We start from the raw sequence: 21,848 nt of genomic DNA on the forward strand, positions 1-21,848 counted from the left end.
AAGCGGGAGAGGGAGCGCACCGATCGTATGGAAGGAAGTACACCCATGACCCTCACCAGCGGCCGCTTTGTCGGCCACGAACAGGACCGGGGGATCGTCCAGTTCTCGATGCAGGACGGCAGCAGGGAGATCGCCTGTGCGATCTCGACCTCCGCCATGGACGATCTCGAACGCGGCCCGCGCGCGCGGCCGAACGAGCGCGAAGAGCAGTTCATGCGCCTGCGCGACCGCATCGAAGCGCGCGCGGCAAGCAAGTATCACGCGACGGAGTTCGAGGGCACCCCGCCGGGGATCGTGCTGCGGAGCATTGATTTTCGGGGGTAGGGGGATGAAGCTTCCGGCGCGTGATCCCACGCCTCACGCGGCCCGGTCGAGCTCCTTCTCGTAGGCCTTCAGGCTTCCCTTCATGGCAGCGGATCGGGCTCGACGTGGTCGATGTGGGCGCCGGCGGCCCGCACGTCCCGCGCCGCGGTCGCGATAGCCTCGCTGACGGATTCCGCCTCGCGGCTGAAGTCGACGATGATGTGTCCCTTCTGGAAAGCGATCGCCGCGTCGTCGCATCCGGCATCATAGAAGCGCTGCTCGAAATCCTCCGCCTGCGGATCGAGGCCGGAGGCGATGATGCTGAATTCGAACGTCTTCATTTGAAGTCCTCCGATCCGGGCGGGCAGCGCGTGGCCTTGGCGAAATGCTGTCAACATCCATAGATTGAATGTACTATATACACTCTATCATGGATCGCAGAGGGGCATATGGTCATCAACCTGGACGGCAACTGGAAATCGGGCAAGGCCTACGATCTTCATACCGTATCAAGCACCCACCTCGGGACCGATGAGTTCGGTCACGATCGTTTCGACAATGCGCGCAGCGAGATGGGCGAGCTCGTGTATCAGCTCAAATACAAGGGCGATACATCCAAGGTTCAGCCGATCGTTGCCCTGCTCGACGACATCAAGGGAATCGAAGGGTTTGATTTCATCATTCCCATTCCACCAACAAAGAAGAACCGTCCGGTCCAGCCGGTTGAGCTGATCGCGGAGGCGCTCGGCGCGAGGCGCAAGGTCGCGGTCGCGACAGGCGCGCTCACCAATAGCGGCGACGAGGAACTAAAGGGTGTCACCGACCCGATCGCGCGCAAGGAACTCCTCGATGAAGCCCTCAAATTGGACCCCTCTCAAGGCAAGTTCAAAGGCAAGAAAGTATTGTTGGTCGACGATCTCTACCGTTCAGGTTCGACGCTACGCGTCGCGACCGATTTGCTATATAAGGAAGGTGAAGCAGCGCAGGTCTCCGTCTTGACAATGACCAGAACGAGAAGCAATCGATGACCACCGTTTTCCTGTCAGGCTCTCGAAAGATCAGCCGTATTGGAAATGAGGTTCGCAGCCGGCTGGAAAACATGGTCCAGAAAGGGCTGACGATCGTCACTGGCGATGCCAATGGTGCAGACAGGGCCATGCAGTCCTATCTGCACGAGTTGGGTTATTCCGATGTCACAGTGTATTTCGTTGGAGATGCGCCGCGGAACAACGTCGGAAACTGGCCGATCCGAAACGTCATTGTCGATGCGAAGCTGCAAGGGCGGGACTTCTACGCCCAAAAAGACCGGGAGATGGCGAGGGTTGCCGATCTCGGGTTTGTCTTGTGGGACGGCAAGAGCTCCGGCTCGGTCCAGAACATGCTGTGGCTCGTCGCGCAGAAGAAGACGGTCGTCGTCTACTACGCTCCCGAGAAGCAGTTTTACAACTTCAGGAACGAGAACGAGCTGATCGGTCTTCTCAGCAATTGCGATGACGAAATCCTGGACGATCTCGGTCGAAAAGTCGCGCTGCCCGATCGTTTGAAGAAAGCGAATCGAACCCAGCAGGCATTCAATCTCTAGATGGTGATGTTTTCCGAGATCTCGTTGCCGGTGCCGTCGCGGCAGATGACGAGGTTTTTGGTGTGCTGTTGTGCTCGTGCTGGCCGTCGTGCTCCACGGTCCGCCCCTCCGGGTGATGCTACCGGGGCGAGTGTAGCGGAAAATGACGACGAACGTAGAAGCCGGGTGAGGTCTGTCGGCCGATTTGAGCAGTCCAAAGCATCGGGACACGAAGTTATGTAATCCGGCCCATCTTCTTTTTTGTCGAGCGTGCGGTTTTCATTTTACGTAAGACCACAATGATTTCGCTGTCCATTGTCACTGTGCGTGCTCTACGTTCGAGCCGTCTTCGCTCGCTACGGCCGTATCGATTAATAGATCTTGGGACCCGCTTATTTTGAAGCCTCCTCTGTTCGACGGCTACCAGCCTAAAGCCCCGGGCCTTGAAGCAGTCGATCGTAAATTGATCGAGCAGCAGGCGAAAGCCGCCTGTTGACCGTCTACCCACGACAAATACGGCCTCCCCGCCAACCTTCAAGCTGTTGGCTAGATGTCGGCAAACTATTGCGTAGTCTGAAAGAAACCGGGTAACCATTCTGCCGAGCTTGCTATCAGCGTTTCCCGCCCAATAATTCCTTAGCGGCAGCTCAGTCTTGCTCGCGTCGACGCCTCCCAGGCATCTGCCGTCGATGTCCCCTCCTCGAACAGCCAGTCTAGAAAGCCCCTTGAGACGGCTGACGATGGCCAAACACAGCGAGGATGCCGCCCCGTACTGTACCGTTGTGCGAGAATCTCCGTATGGTGGTGACGTGAGGACGACATCAAACCTTGCGTGCTCTGACGATAGCAAAGCTTTTGCATTACCGCACGTAATCGTGGCCTTTGGTAGACTAATCTCGTCTGCTAGTTGCTTCGCGCAGTATTTCAGGCGCTTGTCGAAGATGCTCCAAGCACAAGGTCGAAATTCTGCTCGCTCTTCCGCGCTCATCCGATGCAGCTTCCAGCCGCTAGTTCTTGCGTATGAGACTTGCCGCGCAGTAGCACTGAGGGCTGCGGCGACCACGAGAAGTTCGGGTCTTGCGAGCCGCTTTCGGTTGATCCAGCTAATTATTCTCCCCAGTTCCCTCAAAGTCTGGTTGGAGAACCATTGGACCTTGCGCTCAAGCGAAAATTGTACCTGCCCATAGCTCTCGGTAGAACGCGCTTTGTTTAGTCCCTCTCGAATGCGCTGAATCTTCTCACTACTGGCGAGAGAGAACTTCGCTTCTGACAGAAGGCAAGCAAGAGGATTTGCGTCTAAGCCAACGCACAGATCTGCGTTTTTTGCGGCAGCTAGGAGCCGTCCTGTGCCACAGAACGGATCCAGTACTCTTGAGTTCGGAGGTACGAACCGCCTGGCTAGGGACGTTGCCAATTCGTCCGCCACCATCGCAGGATAAGGGTGCAGCTTGCTCAGGAAGGTCGCAGCTGCTCCTGTATGAGGTTTGTGAGACGTTCTACGCAACTCTGCACCGTCAGATATGACGTGTCGACCGTGACCGCTGGGGCTAGCGGTAAATGGCCACCGTAAAAAGCATTGCAGAAGGATTCATCTCCTTGGTCAAGACCAAGAAGGTCGTCAATCCCGATATTCACATCTCGTAGACGCGCCAGCCGAACTTCAGGGGACGCGGTTAATCTGACTAGATAGATGGGCTGGGTGAGGCCAGAGAGCACATAATTTAGAAAACGACCCTCTACCAAGCGAACCTCCCCTGGTGAGGACGTCGCCCAGTGAATCGTCTGTTGGTCGATGTCTCTGTGAATCTCTTCTGGCACCTCGCCACTTATTCCTCTCTTGGCAAGAGTGCTTTTGAGTTCATCACCGCACGATCTGATTGGAAAGCCAGAAGCAATAGACAGAGCGGCTGCTGAGGACGTTTTTCCAACTTTCGATTTACCGAAAATAGCGATGATCATAACTTCTGAAAGACCGCTATATGCTCGATTGGTTCCGCCGCCAGCCGATCTGATACCCGGCGACGGGTGGGCGTGCGTGGCAGAGGCCCCCAAACGAGCGGCATGAGTTCTGAGAAAAGTTCAAATATCTGAGTCGCTGTCCCTGGATATTTTTGGGATTCTCCAAGCACAATCGCGCAAAGACCTTGTTTTCGGAGAACGCGGTACATTTCGTCGCGGCACGTTTCCATATCCTTCGTGTATTCCGCTAAAAGGTTTCGACGACTGCGCCGATACCTGGCTCCGATTTCATCCTTTCGCTCATCGACAAGAGGCCAGTTCATCCACAAGTAAAGTAGCCGATTGGCGTGGGTGTAGTCGATCATTCCGATGTAGGGCGGAGACGTCACGATCAAATCGACTGCATTATTTGTGATTGCAAGGGATCGAGCGTCCTGTTGCACGACCAGTGCGTGATGTAGATTGAATTGCTCAAACGAACTTTGCCGAGGGAGAGCTTCGACACGTTCCCGAAAGAGCTCAATGACATTGTGATTCACGAGGGTTCTAGGGTGTACGTTGTCGGCGACCCAACCCCAGTGGTGACGTCGTTTCTTGCCTGTGCGAGTCTTTGATCCTGGTGTCGAAGCGCATTGAAATAGAATGTCCGAGAAGATCGCTCGCAAAACTAAACCCTCCTTGGGAGGGGCATTCTCAACTTCCTTCCAAAGGAATTTGAGCTGACTGAGCGTGTCGTCGGAGTACCAGTTGGACAGGTCGGGATTGCCTCCTTCCCCGCGACAGCCAATCGTTGACGTGCGACACTGCTGTTCGAAGACGAGCTTGTTTCGGAGGCGAGTCAAAAAGTCGTTGTTCAGACCATTCGTAAGGAGCGCAAGTTTTGCATTTGCAATGAGCCGAAACGCTGACAGCCGATCAGACGCAATAACTTTGCGTTTCAATTTCAGCGCTTCGATTGCGGTTGTCGCGCTCCCTGCAAATGGGTCGAGGACTAAGTCACCAGGATTGGAAAGAACTTGGATTAATGCGGATGGGATTTGGCCGATGAAATTGCCGGGAAACCAATGGATTGACTGAACAGATCCTCGGAGGGTGGTCGCCCTTGGGAAATTCCAGTCGATCCGTTCAAGTCGAGTTAGATCTAAAGGAGCCACGCTTGGCCGTTTGAGCTGGTTGCAGTCTGGTCGTGGATTACTTCGGTTCCGAGACGTGATGTAACGTTTTCGATCAAAAGCTTCAGTTCACGGTGGGTAAATGGGCGTTTAAGAGGTGATCCGACTCCAAGCAGCCATTGGTTCGACCCTTTTCCGAAGGTTTCTGCTTCACCGCTGTCAAAGTGCGCTGCGACTGCTCGCTCCCGCTTGTCTTGTATTCCGTAAGCGAAACAAGTTCTGTCGAGTGTCGATGACAAATGTAGAGAAAGTTCAAGTAGCTTTGGATAGGCCGGTCTCTTGCCTTTGAACCAGATCAAAGGTGTCGAGGTCCAAAGTTCGCCAACCATCCAACGCTCGGCCGCTTCTCTTACCTCCTTTGTCGAACTGTCCAGCAATCTAGCAATGAACTGCTGATCGAACATCCGCCAGTCGTCGACCCGAATTTCACCTGCTTCAAAGGCTCTGACGGTCGCATAGAGCAACATCAGCTTCCCAACGAAGTCTCTCTCGGCCAGCATTAGATTTTCATAGACGCTTCTTCGCGCCTCCTGCCAAGAGATGATGAATTGGCGTGCTTCTTTACGGAATATTGGCTGCCGGCTTGAGTCCGTGACGCCGACCAAGGATCGCGCGAGTCGTTCCGGAACAGCGAAATCGACGCGAAGACCCATGTGATAAGCCATGCGATAGACGTTATCGATATTGTCAATATCGATGTCGCCAGAGATGATGCGCCCGAGAGGGCCACCTCCTTGAATCGTGTCCATTATAGCCCGCAACGTACTTTCGACGTTGCGGCCGGAATAGACACTCGCCCACTCTCGGAGGCCGGGCCCGCGACCCAAAATGATCTGAAGATCCGCTCCTAGGAGCTCCTCGTCGGAATTTAGCAGTATTTCCCGCAGGCGCTCCTCGTGGGAGAACTTCGTTCCCACATATTGAAGCGCTTCTTCGGTGAGGTGACCGAACGAGGTTATTGCCCAATCGTGCAGAAGCGCAGACGCATCGAGCAGCAGCCGTTCGTCGTGATTCAGTGCTGGTCTGAGCGCTAGCAAAGTCGATAAATGAGCGACGCCAAGCACATGTTCAAAGCGAGACAGGTTTGCGATCGACGGCATATCTATCGAATCAACGTTCGACAGCCGGACATGGCGCAGCCGCTGAACGATCGGTCTTTGCGCCAGATTGTTTAGGTGTTCGTTGAGGTCGATCGATCCGTATAATGGGTCAATATACTGCCGATGTGGATGAGAGCTCATCTCCCTGCCTCCATTGTCGTTTCTGGATTGGAGAGAAAGTTTACGTCTCCAGCGATGTCAACGTACGTTTTGAGCAGCCGCCATTCATTATCTCCCAGTCCGGATTCGACGAAAACGGTGAGCATGCCGCCCCACAATTTCTCGGAGGGGATTACATGACGTAGGAAGATGCGAAACTGCTCAACTGATTCCAAGTCTGTGAGAGCTCCAGTGAATTCGTAGATGACCAGGGCCGGTTTTCTGCTTTCGCTGTTCGCATTCGTTTTGAATAGCTTAAAGGCGGCCGACGAAGCGCTGTGGATGCCCGCGTAAGTCCGCTTTGATTGGATCAATCGCGCGCCGGTCCCTGCAAAATCACGATCCTTCTTCGCATAGATCGAATCGATGAAGGCGAAATGGCTCGAATAGGCATCGATGGCAATTACATTTCCAGCGCGAGCTTGCCAGTCTTGACCCATCTCTTTTTGAAGATTGGCGATGAAGTCTATGGGATGGTTCGCGGCGGTCACGTATTGAACAAAATTTTCATGACGCAAGAATGCGGCGCTTAGGGCGACGAGAAGCTTTCTTGAGGCGTCAAGCCTCTCGACTTGAACTCCAATGGAAGACAACGATTGGTTGGCAGGCGAGTTCTTAGATAGATCGAGGCCGAAGTCAGATAGGACAGATAGAATCTTTCTCAGAAGGTCGGCATCTATCGGCAGCGCGTTGTTTGAATAGTTAGGCTTTGGATTTACGAGCGACCAAAACCGCTTCAACGGCCGAACGAGAGGTAAGTGGAAGAGATTGATCTTGTCGACGAAATAAATGAACCTGATGGTGGTTCTGTAGACGACAACGAGCGAAACGACCAACGCTGTTAGGAAGATTGCGGCCGCAACTTGCAAAGCATAACTTGTCCAAGCCGCCGGCATGAAGAAGGCGGCAGTGGTTGTGATCGCGACTAGTAGGCAAAGCAAGAATACTGGGAAGATATCGTTTATAACAAAAGGGGCTTTCCGCTCCCTTCCCACTAGAGTGTATAGCCCAATATGAAATGCTACCAAGCCTGCGGTGGCTGTAAGTATCGGCCACGGATTTTCGATCGTAAGAGTTGTCATCGCTAGACATTCTCGATCATAGTGTCTTCGAGAACTTCCACTTCGATCTCGCTTAGCTTGGAAATTGACGCATCGATGGCGCTTCCCCAGAGGTCGACCTGCTGACGAAGTATATCGTCAGAGAGGGAGACGTTCGATACCTGCTGAAGACACTTTTGTTCCAATGATTCGCTGCTCAATCCCAGCTTCTGTAATGTTTTCTCGGCTTCTTCCCGCGAAATGAGATCGTAAGCGGGCAATACTAATTTGATGCCATGGCGAGCAAGGATGCTGCTAAGTCGGGTGATCGCAATAGGTGATTGCTCCGGCCAGGAGCTTTGATAGCTCGCATAGCCGAAGGCAAGATTTGGAATCTTCAATCGAGCAGCTAGGACAGAAGACGCCACAACATAAGAATGATGGCAGGGCAGGCAGGTTTTCTCGTAAAACGAAGTATCGGTTTTGAGCGCCATCGGCTGCTTGACATGTAGCCAGCGGGTTGACGGCGGAAGTATTGCATTCATCTCCCGAATCCGTTGGCGAACTCTCTGGATCCCGACAAGGTGACCGGAGGAAATCGTTATTAGAAATGTGGTGGTGCCAGCTTGGCTAAGCCGAGCGGCGGCAATAGTCGAATCGCGCCCGCCGGAAAACATCACGGCGCAGCCGGCCTCTAGCCTCATTGCTGGTAGGACAGACCAGTCCATCATCCCGGCTCCAAATGCTGCCGCAGCAAGAATAACGCAATTCTGGATCGTATCAGCGTTGCTAGTGATTCTAAACCTGTGGTTCCGCCATGGGATCTGCTCCCCACAGCTTGAAATGCTTCGATGCGGAGCGGCTCTTCCGAAATTAAACAAAAACGGCCGGATCTTTCGATCCGGCCGCAACGCAAAACGCTACTGGCTAAGCCTACGCCACGCGACGCAACCTAGCCCCCGCCCAACTCTAGAATTCTTAGCTGGCCTTCTTGACCGGTGCGGTCTCGCCGACCTTCTTCTGGATGGCGCGCTTCAGCTCGAGGGCGCGCGGCGACAGGTCGTCGGCCTTGGCCTTGAGCAGGAAGGTGTCGAGGCCGCCATTGTGGTCGACGCTCTTGACCGCGTTGGTCGAGACGCGCAGGCGCACGTTGCGCTCCAGGGCTTCCGAGATGAACGTCACGTTGACGAGGTTCGGCAGGAAGCGGCGCTTGGTCTTGATGTTCGAGTGGCTGACCTTGTGGCCGACGAGGGGGCCCTTGGCCGTCAGTTCGCAGCGGCGAGACATGTCATAAATCCTTATCCTGACCCCCAACGAGTTGCGGCCGCCATTCGGGGCGCCACGGGGGCAAATTCTCTGTCCTTGCAGGGAGCGGCGGACGTATAGGGGGGATGACGGCTGGCGTCAAGTTTTTGGCCGGGGAATCATGCCACCCGGAAGGTGCGCTCCCTCCCCCGCCCGCGGGGGAGGGTTGGGGAGAGGGTGCCTCCGCGGAGGGGCAGCCGCGCGAAGTGTCCCCCAGAGGAGAGAGCCCTCACCCGCGCTACGCATAGCCGAGGCTCCGCCTCGGCGTTCTCTGGAGGACGGCCGCCGAAGGCGGCCTATGCTCTCCCGCAAGCGGGAGAGGTATCGGCGCCCGTGGCCTACCCGATCACCAAAACGGCAATGTTTAAAACCCCTTACCATCACATAAAGGGCGCATTCGCACCCGAAGAGTCCGGCCAGGTTCCGTCGTTTTGGCATCTCGGACATCCTTGCACATTGTGTCCCGCCATTTTTGGCTTAACTAACAAGGCCTGACGTCCCCATTGGATGGTTTTGTGGACATTCTGACCCCTCATCTGCCCCGGCTGCACAGCATCGGCCGGCTGGCTCTGGCGGCCCTTTGCGGGCTCGCGATGGCGTGGGAAGCCCGGCCGGCGGCGGCGCAAGGCAAGCTCGAGGCGCAGTATGAGGCGACGCTGTCCGGCATTCCGGTCGGCCGCGGCGCCTGGAATATCGACATCCAGGACGACGTGTTTTCGGCGGCGGCCTCTGGCGGCACCACGGGGATTTTGAAGTCGTTCGCGGGCGGCTCCGGCACCGGCGCCTCGCAGGGACGCGTGGTCAATGGCGCGCTGGTCGCAAGCGCCTACCAGGCTTCCACCACCACCTCGAAGAAGACCGAAGAGATCCACATCACCCTCGACAAGGGCAATGTGAAGGAGTTCGGCATCATTCCGGAGCCGCCGGTCGATCCCGATCGCATCGTCGTCACCGACGCGCATCGCCGCGGCGTGTTCGATCCGATGACGGCCTCGCTGGTGCGCGTGCCTGGAAACGGCGATCCGCTGTCGCCGGAGGCCTGTCACGGCAGCGCGCCCGTGTTCGACGGCCGCATGCGCTACGAGCTCAAGCTCGATTTCAAGCGCATGGAGACCGTGAAGGCCGAGAAGGGCTATCACGGCCCGGTCGTGGTCTGCTCGCTCTATTTCGTGCCTGTGGCCGGCTACATCCCCGACCGCCCCGTGATCAAATACCTCGCCGCCCAGCGCAACATCGAGATCGCGTTCGCGCCGGTGGCCGGCACGCGGATCCTGGTCCCGTTCTGGCTGAAGGTCCCGACGCCGCTGGGCCCGGCGATGCTGGAAGCGACCAGCTTCATCACCACCGCCCAGCCGCCGCGGGTTGCGAAGACGCAGTAGGCCCACACGCCGTAGCCCGGATGGAGCGCAGCGCAATCCGGGATTCTTCGCCTTTGGCTCCCCGCATTCCGCTCCGCGCCATGCGGGCTACGATATCTCCATCCCCTCAACACCTTAGCCGCCGACACCCCGCCATTCCCGCGCCGCCCGTTTCTACTGTGCATGGGGTTGTTTTCGACAAATCAAGTTGGGTGCCTTCGCGGCCAGCGAATCCATTTGACTCTGCCCCGATTCTGATTCGACTCCGCGCCGTCCCCAACATTAAGGAACGCGTCATCAAATCGTCGCTTGTACGCCGGGCCAAAACTCCATCTAGTGCAGGAAACAATGAGTCCCGCGACATGTTGCGTGAACGTAACAGGACTCCGAGGGGAGTCAGCGATTCGGCCGCGATTCGTTCTAGAGTCGTTCCGAAGCTTAAAGCCAACGGGAAAAGCGTCGCAAAGTGAGACAGTTGCGCGGGATTCGGGGAGATGCTCCCAAACACTCCGCTGTCATGCCCCGGCTTGACCGGGGCATCCAGCACGCCGCGGCCTTTCGGTCCAACCACCGCCGCCCCAAACAGCACTGACATTCGCCCCAATCGCCACTACCTAATCATCCAGACATGGCCTTCTCTTCCTCCCCCTTCGCTTCCGAGCGCGCGCTTGCCGATCGAGTTCCAGGCAGTGGCGTCACTGCGGTGCTCGGGCCGACCAACACCGGCAAGACCCATCTCGCCATCGAGCGGATGCTGGCGCATTCGTCCGGCCTGATCGGGCTGCCGCTGCGGCTGCTCGCGCGCGAGGTCTACAACAAGATCGTCGCCCGCGTCGGCCCTGAGGCCGTCGCGCTTGTGACCGGCGAGGAGAAGATCAAGCCGAAGAACCCGCGTTTTTGGGTCTCCACCGTCGAGGCGATGCCGCGCGACCTCGACGTCTCCTTCCTCGCCGTCGACGAGATCCAGATCGCCTCTGATCTGGAGCGCGGCCACGTCTTCACCGACCGCATCCTCAACCGCCGCGGCCGCGACGAGACGCTGCTGTTAGGGGCTGCCACCATGCGCCCGATCATCGAGCGTCTGTTGCCCGGCGTCTCCATGATCACCCGGCCCAGGCTGTCGCAGCTCGAATTCGCCGGCGACCGCAAGATTACGCGCCAGCCGCGCCGCACCGCCATCGTCGCGTTCTCGGCCGACGAGGTCTACGCCATCGCCGAGCTGATCCGCCGCCAGCACGGCGGCGCCGCCGTGGTGCTGGGATCGCTGTCGCCGCGGACCCGCAACGCACAAGTCGAGATGTTCCAGAACGGCGACGTCGATTACCTCGTCGCCACCGACGCCGTCGGCATGGGCCTCAATCTCGACGTCGATCACGTCGCCTTTGCCTCCGACCGCAAGTTCGACGGCTACCAGTTCCGTAGGCTGACGCCGTCCGAATTCGCGCAGATCGCCGGCCGTGCGGGGCGCGCCACACGCAACGGCACCTTCGGCACCACCGGCCGTTGCGGCCCGTTCGAGCCCGAGCTCGTCAACGCGCTCCAGAACCACACCTTCGACAGCGTGAAGATGCTGCAATGGCGCAACTCGAAGCTCGATTTCTCCTCCCTCGGCGCGCTCCAGGTGTCCCTGAACCAGTCGCCCGGCCATGAGGTCTTGACGCGCGCGCCGATCGCCGAGGACATGCGCGTGCTCGACCACGCCGCCCGCGACGTCGAGGTGCGCGATATCGCGCATGGCAGGCTTGCTGTGGAACGTCTCTGGGAGGCCTGCCAGGTCCCGGACTACCGAAAACTGTCGCCGGCAGCCCATGCCGAGCTGGTGACGACGCTGTACGGCTTCCTGATGCAAAAGGGCCGCATTCCCGACGCCTGGTTCGCGGCCCAGATCGACCAGGCCAACCGCGTCGACGGCGACATCGACACGCTGTCGGGCCGGATCGCGCAGGTCCGCACCTGGACCTTCGTCGCTAACCGGCCGGATTGGCTCGCCGACCCCGAGCACTGGCAGGGGACCGCGCGGGAGATCGAAAATAAATTATCTGATGCGCTCCATGAACGCTTGACTGAGCGTTTCGTTGATCGCCGGACCAGTGTATTGATGCGCCGCCTGCGGGAGAACACGAGCTTGAATACGGAAATCGGCAAGACCGGCGAAGTCATCGTCGAAGGCCATGTCATCGGCCGCCTCGATGGCTTCACCTTTGCACCGGATGCGGCGGAAGCCGGCTCCGATGCGAAAGCCTTGCAGGCTGCCGCGCAAGCGGTGCTCGCCGGCGAGATCAACGCGCGCGCCGAAAAACTGGGCAGCGCGCCGGACGAGCAGTTCGTGCTGACCTCCGACGGCACCATCCGCTGGACCGGCGATGCGGTGGCGCGACTCACTGCCGCAGAGGAGGCGCTGCATCCGCGCATCCGCATCATCTCCGACGAGCGCCTCACGGGCGCTCCCCGCGAGAAGGTGCAGGCGCGGCTCGATCTCTGGCTCAAGACGCATATCGAAAAGCTGCTCGGGCCGATGTTCGAGCTGTCGAAGGCCGAGGACGTCACCGGCATTGCCCGCGGTATCGCCTATCAGCTGGTCGAGGCGCTCGGCGTCTTGGAGCGGCCGAAGATCGCCAACGAGCTGAAGGATCTCGACCAGCCCTCGCGCGCGGTGCTGCGCAAATACGGCGTCCGCTTCGGCGCCTATCACATCTATTTCCCCGGCATCCTGAAGCCCGCCGCGCGTGCGCTCGCAGCACTGCTGTGGGCGTTGAAGCAGGACAATGTCGATCTGTCCTCGCTCTCGGGCGCGCAGCATCTGGCATCGTCGGGCCGCACCTCGTTCCCGGTCGACAAGGCGTTGCCGCGCGATGCCTATCGCGTGCTCGGCTACAAGCAGGCCGGCGAGCGCGCCGTCCGCGTCGACATCCTGGAGCGCCTCGCCGACCTGATCCGCCCGGCGCTGGCCTGGCGCGAGAATTCGCCGGGCGAAAAGCCCGCCGGCGCGTTCGACGGCCGCAGCTTTGTGGTGACGCAGGCGATGACCTCGCTCACCGGTTCCGCCGGCGAGGACTTCGCCTCCGTGCTGCGTGCGCTCGGCTATCGCATGGAGAAGCGCCCGCCGCTGCCGCCGAAGCCTGTGGCAGCTGAAGCGCCTGCTGTGGAGACGCCGGTGGCCGAGGCGGTTGCCACCGAGGAAGCTGCCGCGCCCGCGGAGACCCCGATCGAAGCCACCGCCGAGCCGGTCACCGTCGAAGACGCGCCCGGCATGGAGCAGCACGACGAGCCGGCGCAGGAAGAGCCCGCGCTCGAAGCCTCATCTGAAACGCCCGTCACGCCCGAAGACGCCCCCGGCATCGCGCCGCCGGCCGAAGAGCCCGCTGCACCTGTTGAGGCAACCGCTGAAGTCGCGCCCGCCGAGACCGCCGCAACGGAAGCGGCCGCATCGCCCGATGCTGCCGCGCCTGAATCCGCTGCCGCGCCCGCCGAGCCCGAGCTCGTCGAGGTCTGGCGTCCCGGCGGCCGTCACGAGGATCGCAAGCCGCGCCACGAGCGCCATCGGCATCAGCGTCATCACAACCAGCCGCGTTCGCAGCAGACGAGCGCAGAGGCAGGTGCTGCTGCGCCGGCCGAAGGTGAAGCGGCGCAAACTGCCGATGGCGAGAAGCGTAACGAGCGTCATCGTCACGGTGGTCATCGCAGGGATGGGGCTAAGGATTTCCGCAAGCCGCGTGAAGGTGGTGCCGAGGGTGGCGAGCGCCGCGAGCAGCGCAACGACAACAACCGCCGCTTCGAGGGCAAGGACCGCGATCGCAACAAGGGCAAGCCCGGCGATCGCGACGGCGGCCGCGAGCATCGCGGCGGCCGCGACCGCGACAAGGGCCGCGATCGCCAGGGCGGGCCGTCGCTGCGTCCCTACGCATCGACTGCGAATCCGCGCGAGCGCGATCGGCCCGTCGATCCCAACTCACCCTTTGCAAAGCTCGCCGCGCTGAAAGAGCAGCTCGCCGGTCGCAAGGAGTGATCCCACGACCGAGCGGCAGCGTCTCGACAAATGGCTGTGGCACGCGCGGGTGGTGAAGGCGCGCACCTCCGCGGCTGAGCTCGTCGAGTCCGGCCACGTCCGCGTCAACGGTGCCCGCGAAAAATCGCCGGGCCATGCGATCAAGCTCGGCGACGTGCTCACCATCGCGCTCGATCGCACCGTGCGCGTGCTGAAGGTGATGGCGTTCAACGACAAGCGCGGCGACGCTTCCTCCGCGCGCGTGCTCTACGAGGAGCTCAGTGATGCAAAGCGCAATTAATTGCGCTTTCAGTTCATTTCTTGGCCGATCACACGCATAAAGCCGTCATGATCGGGGCTTCCCGACCTTGCGGCGCCGGGCCATCCGCGCTACGCAAGCCGCGACTTTTAAAAGAGCTTTTCGGAGCGTTGGATGACTTACGTCGTCACTGAAGCCTGCATCAAGTGCAAGTACACCGACTGCGTCGAGGTCTGCCCGGTCGACTGTTTCTACGAGGGCGAGAACATGCTCGTCATCCATCCTGACGAGTGCATCGATTGCGGCGTGTGCGAGCCGGAATGCCCCGCCGACGCCATCAAGCCGGACACGGAACCGGGCCTTGAAAAGTGGCTCCAGGTCAACGCCGACTACGCCAAGAGCTGGCCGAACATCACCCAGAAGAAAGAATCACCCGACGACGCCAAGGAGTTCGACGGGATGGAAGGGAAGTTCGAGAAATATTTTTCTCCGAATCCGGGCTCCGGAGACTAAATTCCGGCGCAAACTTAACCCTAATACCTTCGTCGGCGTTGAAAACCAGTCACAATAGCCCCTAAATCATTGATTTTTGCGGGAAATGTGCTATATTGGGCACATTAAGCCGAACCCCGTCAGCCCCGTTGGCCCCTCTGGGTTCCCGTGAAACCAAATGTCGAAACAGGGGCGTGGCAGTTTCCGCGCGCAGGCTGTGTCACAGAAAACGCGTAAAAAGAGTACTTCAGCGAGGGCTTCCCATAAGGAGGCCAAAAAAGTCGCCGCGGCCAGCCGTAGCGCATCCAAGGGTCGGGCCGCTGCCAAGGCGCCGCCGGCTGCAAAGTCCTCGAAGAACAAAAGAAGCGCAATGCCTCACAAGACTGCCAAACCGGCCGCGAAAGCGACCGTTGCCAAGCCTGCTGCCAAGGCTCCCGCTGCTAAGGCTCCCGCTGCCAAGCCCGTTGCTCCGAAGGCCCCTGTTGCTGCCGCCCCTGCCAAAGCCCCCGTTGCTGCTGTCAAGCCGGCCGTGAAGGCCGCTGCACCCGCGCCGAAGGTCGAGGAAAAGAAGGTTGTGACCCAGCGCCAGGGCTTCAAGGCCAACGAATTCGTCGTCTATCCCGCTCACGGCGTCGGCCAGATCCTGGCCATCGAGGAGCAGGAAATCGCGGGTGCGAAGCTCGAGCTGTTCGTCATCAACTTCATCAAGGACAAGATGACGCTGCGCGTTCCGACCGCCAAGGTCGCCAACGTCGGCATGCGCAAGCTGTCCGAGCCCGCGCTGGTCAAGAAGGCGCTGGAGACATTGAAGGGCCGCGCCCGTGTCAAGCGCACGATGTGGTCGCGTCGCGCCCAGGAATACGAAGCGAAGATCAATTCGGGCGACATCGTCGCGATCGCGGAAGTCGTGCGCGATCTCTATCGCTCCGAGTCGCAGCCCGAGCAGTCCTACAGCGAACGCCAGCTCTATGAAGCGGCGCTCGATCGCCTCTCCCGCGAGATCGCGGTGGTACAGCACTCGACCGAGACCGAAGCGGTCAAGGAGATCGAGGCCCAGCTCGCCAAGAGCCCGCGCCGCACCGGTGCCAAGGCGGAAGCCGCCGAAGGCGAGACGGATGCCGAGGGCGATACCGACGATACCGATGGCGACGACACCACGGTCGCCGACGAGGCTGCGTAAGCGCTTCGCGATCGTCGATCGCAACAGATCAAAAGCCCGGCCGAGAGGTCGGGCTTTTTGTTTGATGCATGCGACGATGATCCTCTCACTTGCCGCGAGATCTCTCCATGCCGCGCTACTTGACGCGAGCAAGCCTCGCCGCTCTTTGATCGAGGATCTCCAGAAAACTCTGCTGCGCAGGCGTAAACGGCTGATTCTTGCGATAGGTCAAACCGATCGCACGTGAATTGGCGGGGAGCTCGATCGAGAGAGCCTTCAGTCCTCTCGCAATGGTTTTCAGCTTTGTGGGCGAGTAGGTCAGCAGTGCGATGACGTCACTGTTCATGACCATCTGCTCGGCAAGCGCAAAGGTGACGATCTCGCAGGTCTGTGATGGCGGCACCAAACCCTGTCCGATCAGCAGTTCCTCGAAATAGCGCCGCGTCGGCGTGCCGTGCGGTGCAACGACCCAGTTTTCGCCGACGAGATCTTTCAGCTTGCGGCGGCCCTTGGCCAGACGATGATCCGCGCGCGCGATTATGGCGAAGAACTCATCGTAGAGATGCCGCTCCTCGAGGACGTCATAAGGCGGCGGCTGGCGCAGCGGGCCGATGACGAAGTCCAGCTCGCCCTGACGCAATCCGTCGATCAAGGCGGCATAGCTGCCGGTGACGGCCTGAAGGCGGACATGCCGATGCCGGCTCAGCATCTTGCCGAACACCTTGACCACCATGTCCTGCTCGGAGAACGGCAACAGGCCGACGGCAACGCGTCCTGTCACCTTGCCGGACAACGCCTCGAGCTGTTCCGGCAGCGTCATCACATCCATCAGCAGCTTCGTGTGCAGGTCGGCCAGGATGACGGCGTCGCCCGTTGTCTTCATGCCGGACCGCGTGCGCTCGAATGGCGGCCTGCCTGTTGCTGCCGCGATCCGGCCGAGCGCGCGGCTGATGTCCGGTTGTGATCGTTCCAGATATTCGGCCGCGGCCGACACGTTGCCGGTCTTCCTGACCGCGCTGACTGCGTTGAGCAGCTCCCAGGCAAGGTGATGGCCGAGATCGGCAATACGCGCGCCTGTGGCCCTCAGCGCCTCCTGCGCGCTCTCAATGTTCGACATCATGTGGCGGCAGCGCGCGATGACAATCTCGCCCTGCGACGTCGGCTCCATCCCGGTCCAGCCACGCGCGAACAGTTGCTGGCGCAGGCCGCCTTCGACCTCGGCGATGGCGCGGGACAGGCTGCTTTGGCTGGCGTTCAGCTGCTCGCTTGCGCGCGCAAGGCTGGCGCAACTCGCCACCGCGCTGATGACCCGCACCTGCTTGATGGTGAGGATGGGTGTTCGTTTCACGTGGGTGTTCTGGGCCTGCTGCCGGACCGATGCCTTCGGACGATCGGAGCAATATTCACTTTTTGCAAGGTCTATTTCAAAGCCTGCATAATTGCCCGCTGCCCTATTCTGCTAGCTAGAGACGATAATCATCGCGCCGCCGACGCGCCGGCGTCGCCCGGGAGGTCTCATGTCCGGCAAGGGTATCGATGCCGTCGTGCTCGCGCGCCGCGGCTTGACCGATCGCATCGCCGAATTCTGGATCGGACGCGCGGATGGCCACCCTCTGTCGATGGCGGAATCCGGCAGTCATATCGAGCTGCATTTCGGTGGCGGCAAACATCATTTCGCGCGGCACTATTCGATCGTCGGTCCGCTCACGCTTCACGATGCTCCCGAGCCCTTCTGGCGGATTGCCGTTCAGCGCGAGGATCGATCCCGCGGCTCCGCCTTCATTCACGACAATTTCGGTCCCGGTACGGCATTGACCGTTTCGCGGCCGATCAACGCCTTCAGACTGGCTCGCCATCAGGCGAACAGATTGCTGGTCGCCGGCGGCATCGGCGTCACACCCATGCTTGCGATGGCGCGTTCGCTGCGGATGCGGAATCTCGACTTCTCGATGTTCTATGCGGGCCAGGAGCGCTCCGCGATGGCCTATGTCGGAGAGCTGGGAGGCCTGTGCGGCAATCGCCTGACCCTCCACGAGAGTCGGCGTGACGGCATTCCCGGTTTCACCGGCCTGCTGTCCGGCCAACCCGCCGGGACCGAAGTCTATGTCTGCGGACCTGGCGCGATGATCGAGGCTTTGCGTGAGGCCGCATCCGCACTCGGCTGGCGCAAGGAGCGCGTCCGCTTCGAAGTCTTCAATGCGGCCCACAGGCCTGATGACAGAGATTTTGAGGTGCGGCTGTCGAGTGGCCACCGTGTGAAGGTTGGCGCCGGCATGACCATCCTCGAGACGCTCGAGCTCGCCGGCGTCGACACATTGTCGAGCTGCCGCCGCGGCGAGTGCGGTCTCTGCGTCACCGACGTCGCGGAATACGACGGCGAGCTTGACCACCGCGACCGCTATTTCAGCGACGAACAACATCGCGGAGGCCAGCAGATCGCGATCTGCTGCTCGCGGATCACCGGCCGCGCGCTTGCCCTCAACATTTAGCCCAACAAGGAAGGGTGCCGATGGATACGATCGACCTGTCCGGACCAACCGACGAGGCCATCTTTGCCGCGATGGAGCCGCAGGAGCCCGGCGATTTCGCTAACCACGCCACGCCGCTGATCCGCCATTGCTGGTATGCCTGCGCGCGCGCGAGCGAGATCGGCCGCACGCCGCTGGCGCGCAAATTGCTCGGGATCGATGTCGCGTTGTTCCGCACCGAAGCTGGCGCGCCGGTCGCGATGCGCAACCGCTGCCCGCATCGGTCCTTTCCGCTCGCCCGCGGCAAGCTCGTCGGTGACCGGCTGGTCTGCGGCTATCACGGCATGGAGTTCGGACCCGACGGGATCTGCGCCCATATGCCGGCACTCACCCAGGCGCCCGCGACCGCAACTGTCCAGACCTTTCCGATCGCGGACCGTGGGCCGCTCACCTGGATCTGGATGGGTGCGCCTGATCTCGCCGACGAAGCGCTGATCCCGGACACCTCGTGGCTCAGCGATCCCGCCTGGGGAACGGTGACCGGCAGCTTCCACATCAAATCCGACTACGTGGCGATGCACGAAAACCTGATCGACCAGACTCACTTTCCGTTCCTGCATCCGGGTACGGTGGGCACGCCGGAATACGCACGCTCGAAGCTCAGCGTCTCCACCGAGAACAACCAGGTGGTCATTCGCCGCGAGCTGAAGGACGCCCCGCCCCCGGGCGTCTACGGCAAACCGGCCAACATCATGCACAAGCGGGTCGATCGTGCGTCCGAGGCGCGCTTCGTCTCGCCTGCGCTTCACACCGCCTTTGCCAGCGTCCGCGATCCCGCGCCCGATCCGGGGCAGCCCTCGCTCTACCGTTACAACATCACCCACGTCTTCACGCCGGAGACCAACAATTCCATCCATTATTGGTGGTTCAACTCGCGCGACTATCGACCGGTTGATTCCGAGATCGACAAGTTCATGTTCGAGGCGCATTCGCAGGCCTATCACGAGGATGTCGAGGCCCTCGAATGGATCAGCGAGGTCGTACGGACCGACGGCGAGGCGCAATTCGATCTGAGCTTTGCGCCCGACAAGCCCGGCCTTATGGCCCGCCGCATCATGTATCGACTGTCTGCAAAGGAAGCGCGCTGAGCGCAGCGCAATCACTACGGATGACCAAAACAAAATTGAAGGGGAGAGACGCGTGAGCAAGCAATTGAACGTCTGGTGGATGGCTGCAGCGACGGCGCTGGGGCTGGCGACCGCGGCACAGGCTGCGGATCCCATCAAGATCGGTGTGATCATTCCAATGACCGGGCCGTTCCAATCGAACGGCAAGCAGATCGAAGCCGCCATCAAGACCTATACCAAGGAGAAGGGCGACACGGTCGCCGGCCGCAAGATCGAGTTCATCCTTCGCGACGATCGCGGCGCGCCGGATATCGCCAACCGGTTCGCCCAGGAGCTTCTCGCGCAGGACCGCGTCTCGATCCTGACAGGATTTGGCAACACGCCTGCGGCGCTCTCGGCGGCGGCATTCGCCGCCAAGGCCAAGGTACCGCAAGTGATCATGGTCGCAGCGACATCGTCGATCGTGGAAAAATCGCCCTACATCGTGCGGACCTCGCAATCGATCCCTCAGATCGCAAGCGTCATCGGCGAGTGGGCGCCGAAATCGGGTTCGAAGACTTTTGTGAGTATCGTGTCTGAGTACGGGCCGGGACTAGATGCCGAGGAATGGTTTGCCAAGACCGTCGAAGCGCATGGCGGCCGCGTGATCGAGAAACTGAAGGTACCGCTCGCCAACCCGGATTTCGCGCCGTTTCTCCAGCGCGCCGCCGATGCCAAGCCGGACGCACTCTTCGTGTTCGTTCCCACAGGTGCAGGCGGCAACTTCATGAAGCAGTTCGTCGAACGCGGCCTGGACAAGGCCGGCATGAAGCTGGTCGCGATGTCGGACCTGACCGACGATGATCTCCTCAACAACATGGGGGATGCAGCTGTTGGGGCCGTCACGGGCGGCCCCTATTCGGCGAGCCACGACTCGCCCGAGAACAAGGCCTTCGTCGCCCAGTTCAAGGCGGCCAATCCCGGCATGCGCCCCAACGTCGTCGCCGTGAGTGCTTGGGACGCTCTCGAACTGATCTATCGCGCCGTGGAGGCGACCAAGGGTGACACCAATGGCGATGCCCTCATCGCTGCCATGAAAGGGCAGAGCTGGAACAGTCCGCGCGGACCGATCTCGATCGATCCGGCGACCCGCGACATCGTCCAGAACATCTATATGCGCAAGGTCGAGCGCCACGACGGCGAGCTCTACAACATGGAGTTCGAAACTTTTCCGAACGTGAAGGATCCGGCGCATGGCGCGTCGGAAGGCAAATGACGGACCGCGGTCATATGAACGTCTCCTTGAACGCTGCGATCCGGGCCGACACGGTGGGCAGCCTGCTGCGACCGGATTATCTCCACGCGGCGCGGCGACGCTTTGAGCTGGGCGAGATCGATGCAGCGGCGCTGCATCGGACAGAAGACCGCGCGATCGCCGAAATCATCGCCTACCAGGAGGGGCTCGGGCTCCCCGTCGTCACCGACGGGGAGTTCCGGCGCGAGAACTGGTGGATTGACTTCGTCCGCAAGCTCGAGGGCGTCGAGATCGTCGCAGGCGGCGGGACCGCTTTCGCAACCAATGAGGCTCCGCGATATGTGCCGAAGTCGGTGCGGGTCTCGGGTCGTGTCGGCGCCGCCGCGCCGATCCTTACCGACGATTTCCGCTTCGTCCAGAAGCATGCCAAGACCGTTGCCAAGATCGCCGTGCCGTCGCCGACGCGGTTGCATTTCCATGGCGGTCGCAAGTCTGTCTCGGCAGAGGTTTATCCCGACATCGAGGCCTTCTTCGGCGATGTTGCGGCGGTGTACCGCCGCGAAATTGCCGCGCTGGAGGCCGCCGGCTGCCGCTACATACAGATCGACGATCCTTTGCTCAGCTATTTCCTTGATCCGAATCTGCGCGCCGAGGTCGTCGCCGATGGCGACGATCCCGACACCCGGCTGCGGCGCTACATCCGTCTCATCAACGATTGCATCGCGGAGCGGTCGGCAGCGACGACGATCGGCATCCATATTTGCCGCGGCAATGCGCGCAGCACCTGGCTAGCGGAAGGAACGTATGAGGGGCTCGCCGACAGCTGCTTCGCGCTACTCGATGTCGACCGCTTCCTGCTCGAATATGACGACGAGCGCAGCGGTTCGTTCGCGCCGCTGCGCTTTATGCCGAAGGGCAAGCAGGTCGTGCTCGGCTTGGTCACGACCAAGCATGCGCAGCTTGAGGACAAGGATGCCCTGAAGCGGCGCCTGGACGAGGCTGGGAGGCTGATTGATCCGTCGCTCCTCGCGCTCAGCCCGCAATGCGGCTTTGCCAGCGTGGTCGAAGGCAATCTGATCACGGAGGTCGACCAACGCGCCAAGCTCGCGCTGGTGGTGCAGACGGCAAGGGAGTATTGGGGGGCCGCGTAGGGGGCCGGGGCGACGG

At 60.4% G+C, this 21,848-nt stretch carries 19 protein-coding genes; 12 read left to right on the plus strand and 7 right to left on the minus strand.

Going from position 1 to position 21,848, the window contains the following annotated elements; translation table 11 throughout:
- Positions 1-45: 45 nt before the first annotated feature.
- Positions 46-324, plus strand: coding sequence for a DUF1488 family protein (locus tag IC761_RS03120; protein WP_195801847.1), 279 nt, complete (start codon positions 46-48; stop codon positions 322-324).
- A gap of 80 nt (positions 325-404) precedes the next feature.
- Here the strand turns inward: IC761_RS03120 and IC761_RS03125 are convergent, their stop codons facing one another.
- Positions 405-644: a hypothetical protein gene (locus IC761_RS03125; RefSeq protein WP_195801848.1), complete on the minus strand. Its 240-nt coding sequence runs from the start codon at positions 642-644 to the stop codon at positions 405-407.
- A gap of 108 nt (positions 645-752) precedes the next feature.
- On the opposite strand from IC761_RS03125, the gene IC761_RS03130 reads away from it, so the two are divergent.
- Both IC761_RS03130 and IC761_RS03135 read left to right on the plus strand, forming a co-directional pair.
- On the plus strand, positions 753-1,331 hold the full coding sequence (locus IC761_RS03130) for a ComF family protein (protein WP_195801849.1): 579 nt from the start codon (positions 753-755) through the stop codon (positions 1,329-1,331).
- A complete protein-coding gene (locus IC761_RS03135) occupies positions 1,328-1,885 on the plus strand; it encodes a hypothetical protein (RefSeq protein WP_195801850.1) in 558 nt (185 codons plus the stop codon). Before IC761_RS03130 ends, IC761_RS03135 begins: the two co-directional genes overlap by 4 nt.
- 1,934 nt (positions 1,886-3,819) lie before the next feature.
- On the opposite strand, the gene IC761_RS03140 is transcribed toward IC761_RS03135, so the two are convergent.
- The 5 genes from IC761_RS03140 to rpmB form a co-directional block, all read right to left on the minus strand.
- The gene (locus IC761_RS03140) at positions 3,820-4,977 is read right to left on the minus strand and encodes a DNA methyltransferase (RefSeq protein ID WP_195801851.1); all 1,158 of its coding nucleotides are present in this window, start codon (positions 4,975-4,977) and stop codon (positions 3,820-3,822) included.
- Positions 4,965-6,236: an HD domain-containing protein gene (locus IC761_RS03145; RefSeq protein WP_195801852.1), complete on the minus strand. Its 1,272-nt coding sequence runs from the start codon at positions 6,234-6,236 to the stop codon at positions 4,965-4,967. The genes IC761_RS03140 and IC761_RS03145 overlap by 13 nt, the downstream gene beginning before the upstream one ends.
- The gene (locus IC761_RS03150; protein ID WP_195801853.1) at positions 6,233-7,336 is read right to left on the minus strand and encodes a hypothetical protein; all 1,104 of its coding nucleotides are present in this window, start codon (positions 7,334-7,336) and stop codon (positions 6,233-6,235) included. Before IC761_RS03150 ends, IC761_RS03145 begins: the two co-directional genes overlap by 4 nt.
- A gap of 2 nt (positions 7,337-7,338) precedes the next feature.
- Positions 7,339-8,025, minus strand: coding sequence for a hypothetical protein (locus IC761_RS03155; protein ID WP_195801854.1), 687 nt, complete (start codon positions 8,023-8,025; stop codon positions 7,339-7,341).
- A gap of 247 nt (positions 8,026-8,272) precedes the next feature.
- A complete protein-coding gene (gene rpmB / locus IC761_RS03160; protein ID WP_195801855.1) occupies positions 8,273-8,581 on the minus strand; it encodes a 50S ribosomal protein L28 in 309 nt (102 codons plus the stop codon).
- A 587-nt stretch (positions 8,582-9,168) separates the two neighbouring features.
- On the opposite strand from rpmB, the gene IC761_RS03165 reads away from it, so the two are divergent.
- The 5 genes from IC761_RS03165 to IC761_RS03185 all read left to right on the plus strand — a co-directional run bounded on the left by IC761_RS03165 (position 9,169) and on the right by IC761_RS03185 (position 15,873).
- Entirely contained in the window at positions 9,169-9,978 is an 810-nt protein-coding gene (locus tag IC761_RS03165) for a DUF3108 domain-containing protein (RefSeq protein ID WP_195804532.1), read from the plus strand.
- Between the two features lie 607 nt (positions 9,979-10,585).
- Positions 10,586-13,963, plus strand: coding sequence for a helicase-related protein (locus IC761_RS03170; protein WP_195801856.1), 3,378 nt, complete (start codon positions 10,586-10,588; stop codon positions 13,961-13,963).
- A 49-nt stretch (positions 13,964-14,012) separates the two neighbouring features.
- Positions 14,013-14,243: a S4 domain-containing protein gene (locus IC761_RS03175; protein ID WP_246791428.1), complete on the plus strand. Its 231-nt coding sequence runs from the start codon at positions 14,013-14,015 to the stop codon at positions 14,241-14,243.
- Between the two features lie 132 nt (positions 14,244-14,375).
- Positions 14,376-14,714: a ferredoxin FdxA gene (fdxA, locus tag IC761_RS03180; RefSeq protein ID WP_148751923.1), complete on the plus strand. Its 339-nt coding sequence runs from the start codon at positions 14,376-14,378 to the stop codon at positions 14,712-14,714.
- Between the two features lie 349 nt (positions 14,715-15,063).
- Positions 15,064-15,873, plus strand: a complete 810-nt coding sequence (locus IC761_RS03185; protein WP_195801857.1) for a CarD family transcriptional regulator — start codon at positions 15,064-15,066, stop codon at positions 15,871-15,873.
- A 115-nt stretch (positions 15,874-15,988) separates the two neighbouring features.
- Here the strand turns inward: IC761_RS03185 and IC761_RS03190 are convergent, their stop codons facing one another.
- Positions 15,989-17,200 carry a LysR family transcriptional regulator gene (locus IC761_RS03190; protein ID WP_195801858.1) on the minus strand — a complete coding sequence of 404 codons (1,212 nt, stop codon included), beginning with the start codon at positions 17,198-17,200 and terminating at the stop codon, positions 15,989-15,991.
- Positions 17,201-17,369: 169 nt separating this feature from the next.
- Between IC761_RS03190 and IC761_RS03195 the strand changes: the two genes are divergently transcribed.
- From IC761_RS03195 to IC761_RS03210, 4 genes are all read left to right on the plus strand, one after another.
- Complete coding sequence (locus IC761_RS03195) at positions 17,370-18,341, plus strand: PDR/VanB family oxidoreductase (protein ID WP_195801859.1); 972 nt, start codon at positions 17,370-17,372, stop codon at positions 18,339-18,341.
- 20 nt (positions 18,342-18,361) lie between these two features.
- The gene (locus IC761_RS03200) at positions 18,362-19,468 is read left to right on the plus strand and encodes a Rieske 2Fe-2S domain-containing protein (protein WP_195801860.1); all 1,107 of its coding nucleotides are present in this window, start codon (positions 18,362-18,364) and stop codon (positions 19,466-19,468) included.
- Positions 19,469-19,547: 79 nt separating this feature from the next.
- On the plus strand, positions 19,548-20,702 hold the full coding sequence (locus IC761_RS03205) for an ABC transporter substrate-binding protein (protein ID WP_195804534.1): 1,155 nt from the start codon (positions 19,548-19,550) through the stop codon (positions 20,700-20,702).
- Positions 20,699-21,832: a 5-methyltetrahydropteroyltriglutamate--homocysteine S-methyltransferase gene (locus IC761_RS03210; protein WP_210338511.1), complete on the plus strand. Its 1,134-nt coding sequence runs from the start codon at positions 20,699-20,701 to the stop codon at positions 21,830-21,832. The genes IC761_RS03205 and IC761_RS03210 overlap by 4 nt, the downstream gene beginning before the upstream one ends.
- Positions 21,833-21,848: the final 16 nt, after the last annotated feature.

The sequence above is a fragment of the Bradyrhizobium commune genome (genome assembly GCF_015624505.1).
In the GTDB taxonomy this organism is placed as follows: domain Bacteria; phylum Pseudomonadota; class Alphaproteobacteria; order Rhizobiales; family Xanthobacteraceae; genus Bradyrhizobium; species Bradyrhizobium commune.